This window comes from Brumimicrobium salinarum (genome assembly GCF_002844555.1).
Lineage (GTDB): Bacteria > Bacteroidota > Bacteroidia > Flavobacteriales_D > Crocinitomicaceae > Brumimicrobium > Brumimicrobium salinarum.
On sequence record NZ_PJNI01000010.1, the window covers coordinates 129,789 to 136,870 of the forward strand.

The following is a 7,082-nucleotide window of genomic DNA, read 5'->3' on the forward strand; positions in this document are numbered from 1 at the left end:
CTAAAGGGCAACCTTACCCAAGGAATTATCCAAACATATATTTAATTTATCTGCTTTAAGCCCGATAAATCCAATTATCTGCTTTTAAAACGATATTCTTATTTATCTGCTTTAGAATAGATAAATTAAATAAACCAACAATGTCATGATAGGTGTAATAACTGGAAATATAACTTTATTTACTGATTATTTCCGGGTAGGATAGGGGATGTATTCCTCATCTCCTTCAATTTTACCGAAAGATTGATCTTCCCACTTCTTTTTTGCTTCTTCAATCAATTCTTTATCAGATGAAACAAAATTCCAGTCGATGTATCTTTTTTCTGGAAAGGGTTCACCACCAAAAATATAAACGGTACTGTTGGCGGAAATTGTAAATTCACATAAAGTACTGTCTTTGGCAACTAAAATTTGCTTTTCTCCATACTCATGTCCACCTTCTTTGATGCTTCCTTCCAGAATGTATAAACCTGACTCTCCGTAAAGCTGATCTCCAATTTTGAGTGTTTGCTCCGATTTACTTTTTATTTCAATCATGAATAGCTTACTAAAAACAGGAACAGGAGATTTTCTTCCTAATGCTTCTCCAGCAACCAGTTTGAAATCTACATCTCCTTCCGACCAAGCTGGAATTTCACTTTTTTCAATGTGAGAAAACTGAGGTTCCATTTGTTCTTTATCCTTTGGAAGCGCCACCCAAATTTGCAATCCGTGCATGAATAAATCAGAGTCACGCAAATATTCGGGCGTACGCTCTGAGTGAACAATCCCTTTTCCAGCTGTCATCCAGTTTACTGCTCCAGGTTTTATTTCTTCTTCATTTCCAATAGTATCACGGTGCATTATACTGCCTTCGAATAAAAACGTCAACGTGGAAAGTCCAATATGTGGATGAGGCAAAACATCAAAGTTTTGACGCTCGTTTAACTTTACTGGCCCCATGTGATCAATGTAAATAAATGGACCGACCATTCTTTTCTTACGAAATGGTAATAATCGTCCGACCATAAAGTTTCCAATATCGGCAGCTCTTTCTTCTATAATTAAATCTACGTTTGACATATTTTTAATTTTTTCGTTGTGTTATGATTTTGTTTTATTGAGTTTCAAGTTGGTAGGTAAATGTAAGTTAAATTTGACTGATAACAGTCGAAATAAAACGACCGACACAAGACATGAAACTTTGCTCACCATTATTGGCGCGTTTAGTTTTAGCAGAATAAAGAAGATCAGCCCTCCAAAGATACAAGTAGTGGCATAGATTTCTTTTTGAAAAACCAAAGGAATATTACTCAAGGAGACATCTCGAATAACTCCACCAAAACAAGCCGTAATTATTCCAAGGGCAACGCATATCACTGGATTCATCTCAAATTCAATTCCAGTTTGTATTCCAACTACGGTAAAGAATCCAAGACCAATAGCATCAAAAAACAAAAGCGTTTTATGATAATTCTTGATTTCACTTTTAAAAATGAGAACTAATATTGCCGTGATGAGCACAACAATTGTTGAACTTAAATCAAGCATCCAAGAAACGGGAACTTTTCCAATTAGAATGTCTCGTTATGTTCCACCTCCCAATGCGGTGATAAACGCAATAATAAAAACACCAAAAACATCTAGTTTTTTCTCCTTTGCTGCAAAAGCTCCAGCAATACTATAAGCAGCAGTTCCAATAATTTCTATTACTCCAATAGATTCCATTTTAATAACCAAGTTTTGTCTAAAAAAAGCTGTCTTGCATTACTTTACAAAAATAGCTTGTTTCAACACTTCAATATTCTAATGTTTAGGTTTTTATTCAACCTCATTCTATTTTAGAATTTTTACAGCTTATTAAATTAAGAAATATTCAGCGTGTTTTTTCATCGCTTACGAACTTTTTTTATTTTGCAATGGTATGAACCCACTTCTCAAAAGCATCCAAATATGTATTAAAGAACTCTTTCGTGGAATCATTATTAAGATTTCCATTGTCATCGTAAAGCGCTGAAGCTTCTCCGATGTAAGCTTCTGGTTGCGCCATCGTTGGTACATTCACAAAAGTCAGTGATTGTCTCAGGTGATGATTTGCACCGAATCCGCTAATATTCCCAATAGAAACACTTACGATTGCAGCAGGTTTTCCATTCCAAGAGTTTTCACCATACGGACGAGAACCTACATCAATAGCGTTCTTTAAGACACCTGGCACAGATCTGTTATATTCTGGCGTAAAAAAAAGTAAACCATCAGCTTTTTGAATACCTTCACGAAGTGTTTCCCACTCTTTGGGCGGATTACCTTCTAAATCTTCATTAAACCAAGGTAGTCCTTTAATATCCAAAAAACTCATTTCTAAAGATTCTGGAGCCATTGCCATCATAGCTTTGGCGGTTTTTAAATTGAAAGATTCTTTTCGTAAACTTCCTACGATAACTGCAATTTTGTATTTTTTCATAATTAAGATTTTTAAGTTTTTAAAGAAAAAATTAACCTACCTAATCATTAAATGATAAAGCAGGTTAATTGTGTGTTTGCAAAATTGATTATTTAATTTAATTCGTTTGTAGCTCGTCTCAGGACATTCTGCATATCAATAAATTCATGTTTTTTGATAGCAGTCTTATTGATTAACCGTTGCTGATATCAAATTTTGCATACAAAGTCAATTTACTGTTTTGCAAATTGTAAGTGAATAACCAGTTCAACATCTTTAGCAATCCCTGCACCTGTTGGGTCGTAATCAACATTGTAATCTAGTCTGTTAATGGTTGTTTCAGCTTTCATCCCTAATTTCTCACCTTGGTCACTTTTAACAGTACCTCCGTAATGAACATCAAAAACTACATCTTTTGTTACATCTTTAATGGTCAATTTTCCATGTAACTTATAGTGATCTTTTTTCTTTGCTTCTTCGATTTTTGTACTTACAAAAGTCATGTTTGGATATTTCTCAACTTCAAAGAAATCCGCACTTCTTAGGTGATTGTCTCTTTTTTCAACATTTGTGTTGATACTTTTTACCTTTACAGTAAAGTCAAATTTCGCTTTCTCTAGCGCTTCACCTACAGTTGTTAAAGTTCCTTCATAGTCTAAGAACTTTCCGTTTACAATGCTAATTCCAGAGTGTGCAATGTTAAAATTTAAAGAAGAATGGTAAGGATCTACTTTCCACTCAGTTTGAGCAAAGGTTCCTACACTAAATAAAATCGAAACCATTAAGGCTAATAAGTTTTTCATAATCATATAACTATTATTTTTTTGTGAATTGACAATATACTGATTTTGAACCTATAAAACCTTATACTTTTCGGAAGGAAGCTTGTAATTTTAGGTAGTAAGTAGTTTTTTCATCTCATTTCTAAACTCAGTAGGGGATTGACCAGATTTTTTCTTAAAAACGTTTGAGAAGTAGGAGTTTTCATTGTATCCTAGATCGTTAGCAATTTCAGTAATGTTTTTATCTGTAGAAATTAAAAGGTTCTTCGCTTCAATTAATTTCCTTGTGTCTATAATTTCAGAAACACTTTGCTCTAGAATTTCTTGACAAATTAAGTTTAAGTTGCGCGTTGACATAAAAAGCTTATCCGCATAGAAGTCAACACTAAGTGGTTTTTGAAAATTTTCCTCCAAGATATTTAGAAAATTACCGAATGCGATATTTTGTGATTTCTGTAATTCAACCCTTGATTTATCTAATTTCTTTTTTTCATGTTCAATTATTGTAAATAAAAGACTGAGCAGCTGCTTAATAATTGCATAGCTTGGATTCTCTTGTTTTGCTTCTTCCTCCATCATTTCACATAAAGCTACTAATCGGTTGAAACAAGTCCCATTGTTTAATTTTACGTTTGCTTTACCATGATACATTGAATAAAGTTGAAATGTGGATTCTGGAATAAACTCACTTTTAAACTGAACTCTCCAAATTTCACACTTTTCTTCTTTTTTCTTTGGAATAACTCTATGCACCTTTCCTTTGGTGATAAAACTCACAAATGGAGCTTCAATATTTGATGTTTTAAAATCTATAAAGTGTTCAATTTCACCTTTTATACCCAATAACAACTCTTCGTAGCCCTGACTTTGAGGCTCCTCAAAATTTACTGAAGTATTTTCAAGCTCCCTCTCGTCAATTTTGAATATTCGGAATAGTTCATTCATATCGTTTCAAGAATGTTTAGTTTAATAAAGACAATAAAAATAATTGTTTTTTTAAGAATTAGACGCTAGAATTGGATGAATGAATTGCGATTTCATAGACAATTACGAATGAATTAATTATGAACGGCTTTAGCACTCAGCGAAGCTTATTTTGAATTGGAGAGCCTCTTGATACTAAATTGCGGTTAATTACTAAATGTAGGAATCGTACTTTAAGGTCTAAAACAAAACTAAATCATAACACTGATTCTCGTTTTCACTCTCATTCTCCCTCTCCCTCTCACACTCCTTTTTATGCGCCCTATATCTGCCTGCACCTCCAATCTGTTCCACTGTTGAAGCTACGCTGTTAAACCCCGAAAAGTGAGCTTCCAAGGTCGCTACTTTTGATGTGTACAGCTGAGCACAACAGAAGAACAGGATTTCCATCTTCGTCAGGGTCGGGGAGGAAATATTTGCGCTGGAATTGGCATTTAAGTGATATTTAATTATTTAAGAGTTTGAATGGTTTGGTGCTGATTAGGAAATTTTAGTTAGATTTACATATATGTTATTCAGTAAAACTGTACAATATTTCCACTTTTAGCATATATTGTACAGTTTATATGTATGTATAAACGAGTTAGCGGTCAGGCAATAAAACGACCCGAGAAACAAATCGGGTTATTTTTAAAATATTGTATTTTAGCATTTGCTTAAATAAACAAGTTGACTATCTTTGTGTTTATGGAAAACAATTCTTGCATAAGACAACAAGCGGACATTAAACAAATCAACCGTTGTAAAGACCGAGTTGCAGAACTCAACGGCTCGTTTGACTACTTATCGAACGGACTTGAATTGGCGGGTAACAACGTCAGACTGAAAATCCTGTTCCTGCTTTATGAAGAGAAACAACTTTGCGTTTGCGACCTGAGTGATGTTCTTGGAATGACCATTTCGGCAGTTTCTCAACACCTGCGAAAACTCAAAGACCGAAAACTCATTGAAACAGAAAGGCAAGCACAGACCATTTTCTATTCGCTGACAAACGAATACAAAAACTTGCTTGAACCGTTTTTCATAATACTTGACGAAAACAAAATTTTGGAGACAATATGAAAAAGGACAATAAACTAATCGGAGCAGGAATTTTAACGGCATTCGCTGCTTCTCTATGCTGTATTACACCAGTTTTGGCACTAATTGCAGGAACAAGCGGACTTGCTGCCTCTTTTTCGTGGCTTGAACCTTTCCGACCGTATTTAATTGGTTTGACAATTTTGGTTCTTGGTTTTGCTTGGTATCAAAAACTAAAACCGAAAAAGGAAATAGACTGTGATTGTGAAACTGATGAAAAGCCAAAATTCATTCAGAGTAAAAAGTTTTTAGGAATTGTTACAGCATTCGCAATTGTAATGCTTGCCTTTCCTTACTATGCACATATTTTCTACCCTAAGACAGAAAAACAAGTAATAGTAGTTGACAAATCAAATTTACAGACCGTTGAGTTTACTATCAGCGGAATGACTTGTGCAGGATGCGAAGAACACGTAAACCACGAAGTGAACAAACTTTCAGGAATAATCAAATCAACTGCTTCATACGAGAATGGAAACGCAATCGTTGAATTTGACAACTCAAAAACTAACATAGCCGAAATCGAAACAGCAATTAACGGAACAGGATATTCAGTAAGAGACAAAAAGGAAAAATAAAATGGAAATAAAATTGCAATCAACAATCACTTGCCCCAACTGCGGACACAAAAAAGAAGAAACAATGCCGACAGATGCTTGCCAATACTTTTACGAGTGCGAAAACTGCAAAACTGTATTGAAACCACAACAAGGAGACTGCTGTGTTTATTGCAGTTATGGGAGCGAGAAATGTCCACCAATTCAACAAGACGAGAAATGTTGCTGACCGAAGAAAAAAAGCCCGAACCGCTAACAATGTATATACAAAATAGGCGAAATAGCAGTAAATTCAACGGTTGTAGCTCGCTTCAACTTCATCTCGGTTTGATAAGTTTGAAGCCCGCAATCGCCTACTTTGCATATACTAAACGTTAGCGGTCATTAAAATGAAACAGATTCTAATTATCATACTCAGTTGTTTTCTTGGACAAGTTTCATTTGCCCAATTGGATTCTGTATATCTTTCAATTGACTCCAAGCTGATTTCTGAAATTGAGATAATTACTCCCCAAGGTGAAAACGGAATCCGTGAAAATTACACCTACTTTAAATATCGTTATTGGTTAGGTGAAATAGATACTGTCTCAATGACTGTGCTAGATGAAGCTAATGCTACTAAGTCAAAAAAGAAAGCAGTTCATTACCAGAAATATGGAGCTTGTGATTCGATAATTAACAAAATCAGGAATAGTGCTGAATATTGGAAAATGTTTAGTGAAACTGACAAAATCGCAAGACGAGAAATAGGATATAATAACGAACAGTTTAACAAGCTTAAATATTCAGAAAGCTCCAGACTAAGCAACTTTTCTGAAAAATGTCAGAAAGAATTTAGAATCGAAATTGCTGAACTTAAGGACACGTTTTTAAAAGAAATTAATCGCATAAGGGAAAACAAGTATCAGAGATTTACTCAAGTAAAGGAAAGACCGCAGTCGATTGACTCAACTTCAATAACCTCATTCTTTGAAACATTCGACTTGTGTGAGACTGACTTAAAAACGTTTGAACTAATTGTTCTAACAAACCCACGTGAATTTGTGGATTTTATAGACAAAATGAACGACTCTGAGTTTTTCACCTTAACATTAAAACTTGACGATTTCTCTGAAGACACTAATATTTCAGAAATGAAACAGACCCTAAAGGAATTGGACATTAGGAGTACGAGAAAGAATAAGGTTATTAGAAAAATAAAAAAAACGAAAGGCTAATCGAGTAGACGGCTGACAGTCGAATGACTGCCAGTGCGCC

Annotated in this window: 10 protein-coding genes; 4 read left to right on the forward strand and 6 right to left on the reverse strand. The window is 34.5% G+C overall.

Annotated elements, in window-relative coordinates:
* Window positions 1-186: 186 nt before the first annotated feature.
* From CW751_RS10285 to CW751_RS10305, 6 genes are all read right to left on the reverse strand, one after another.
* Window positions 187-1,062, reverse strand: coding sequence for a pirin family protein (locus CW751_RS10285; RefSeq protein WP_101334914.1), 876 nt, complete (start codon window positions 1,060-1,062; stop codon window positions 187-189).
* Window positions 1,063-1,083: 21 nt separating this feature from the next.
* Entirely contained in the window at window positions 1,084-1,530 is a 447-nt protein-coding gene (locus CW751_RS10290) for a trimeric intracellular cation channel family protein (protein WP_240612566.1), read from the reverse strand.
* Between the two features lie 36 nt (window positions 1,531-1,566).
* Complete coding sequence (locus tag CW751_RS15690; protein ID WP_240612567.1) at window positions 1,567-1,707, reverse strand: TRIC cation channel family protein; 141 nt, start codon at window positions 1,705-1,707, stop codon at window positions 1,567-1,569.
* A 181-nt stretch (window positions 1,708-1,888) separates the two neighbouring features.
* Window positions 1,889-2,443, reverse strand: a complete 555-nt coding sequence (locus tag CW751_RS10295) for an NADPH-dependent FMN reductase (protein WP_101334915.1) — start codon at window positions 2,441-2,443, stop codon at window positions 1,889-1,891.
* Window positions 2,444-2,655: 212 nt separating this feature from the next.
* On the reverse strand, window positions 2,656-3,225 hold the full coding sequence (locus tag CW751_RS10300) for a YceI family protein (RefSeq protein ID WP_101334928.1): 570 nt from the start codon (window positions 3,223-3,225) through the stop codon (window positions 2,656-2,658).
* Window positions 3,226-3,315: 90 nt separating this feature from the next.
* Window positions 3,316-4,149 (reverse strand): helix-turn-helix domain-containing protein, encoded by an 834-nt coding sequence (locus tag CW751_RS10305; protein ID WP_101334916.1) that lies wholly within the window; start codon window positions 4,147-4,149, stop codon window positions 3,316-3,318.
* A gap of 726 nt (window positions 4,150-4,875) precedes the next feature.
* Here CW751_RS10305 and CW751_RS10310 point away from each other — a divergent pair.
* The 4 genes from CW751_RS10310 to CW751_RS10325 all read left to right on the forward strand — a co-directional run bounded on the left by CW751_RS10310 (window position 4,876) and on the right by CW751_RS10325 (window position 7,042).
* Window positions 4,876-5,250, forward strand: a complete 375-nt coding sequence (locus CW751_RS10310) for an ArsR/SmtB family transcription factor (RefSeq protein WP_008992945.1) — start codon at window positions 4,876-4,878, stop codon at window positions 5,248-5,250.
* On the forward strand, window positions 5,247-5,846 hold the full coding sequence (gene merTP / locus CW751_RS10315) for a mercuric transport protein MerTP (RefSeq protein WP_008992944.1): 600 nt from the start codon (window positions 5,247-5,249) through the stop codon (window positions 5,844-5,846). The genes CW751_RS10310 and merTP overlap by 4 nt, the downstream gene beginning before the upstream one ends.
* A gap of 1 nt (window position 5,847) precedes the next feature.
* Window positions 5,848-6,054, forward strand: a complete 207-nt coding sequence (locus CW751_RS15695; protein WP_008992943.1) for a GDCCVxC domain-containing (seleno)protein — start codon at window positions 5,848-5,850, stop codon at window positions 6,052-6,054.
* A 160-nt stretch (window positions 6,055-6,214) separates the two neighbouring features.
* Window positions 6,215-7,042, forward strand: coding sequence for a hypothetical protein (locus CW751_RS10325; RefSeq protein WP_101334917.1), 828 nt, complete (start codon window positions 6,215-6,217; stop codon window positions 7,040-7,042).
* The last annotated feature ends 40 nt before the right edge of the window (window positions 7,043-7,082 follow it).

What these genes read in the sequence shown, in the direction of transcription:
- CW751_RS10325 (WP_101334917.1), top strand. Translation starts at nt 6,215, where the DNA reads ATGAAACAGATTCTAATTATCATACTCAGTTGTTTTCTTGGACAAGTT.
- CW751_RS10310 (WP_008992945.1), top strand. Translation starts at nt 4,876, where the DNA reads ATGGAAAACAATTCTTGCATAAGACAACAAGCGGACATTAAACAAATC.
- merTP (WP_008992944.1), top strand. Translation starts at nt 5,247, where the DNA reads ATGAAAAAGGACAATAAACTAATCGGAGCAGGAATTTTAACGGCATTC.
- CW751_RS10300 (WP_101334928.1), bottom strand. Translation starts at nt 3,225, where the DNA reads ATGAAAAACTTATTAGCCTTAATGGTTTCGATTTTATTTAGTGTAGGA.
- CW751_RS10295 (WP_101334915.1), bottom strand. Translation starts at nt 2,443, where the DNA reads ATGAAAAAATACAAAATTGCAGTTATCGTAGGAAGTTTACGAAAAGAA.
- CW751_RS10285 (WP_101334914.1), bottom strand. Translation starts at nt 1,062, where the DNA reads ATGTCAAACGTAGATTTAATTATAGAAGAAAGAGCTGCCGATATTGGA.
- CW751_RS15695 (WP_008992943.1), top strand. Translation starts at nt 5,848, where the DNA reads ATGGAAATAAAATTGCAATCAACAATCACTTGCCCCAACTGCGGACAC.
- CW751_RS10290 (WP_240612566.1), bottom strand. Translation starts at nt 1,530, where the DNA reads ATGCTTGATTTAAGTTCAACAATTGTTGTGCTCATCACGGCAATATTA.
- CW751_RS15690 (WP_240612567.1), bottom strand. Translation starts at nt 1,707, where the DNA reads ATGGAATCTATTGGAGTAATAGAAATTATTGGAACTGCTGCTTATAGT.
- CW751_RS10305 (WP_101334916.1), bottom strand. Translation starts at nt 4,149, where the DNA reads ATGAATGAACTATTCCGAATATTCAAAATTGACGAGAGGGAGCTTGAA.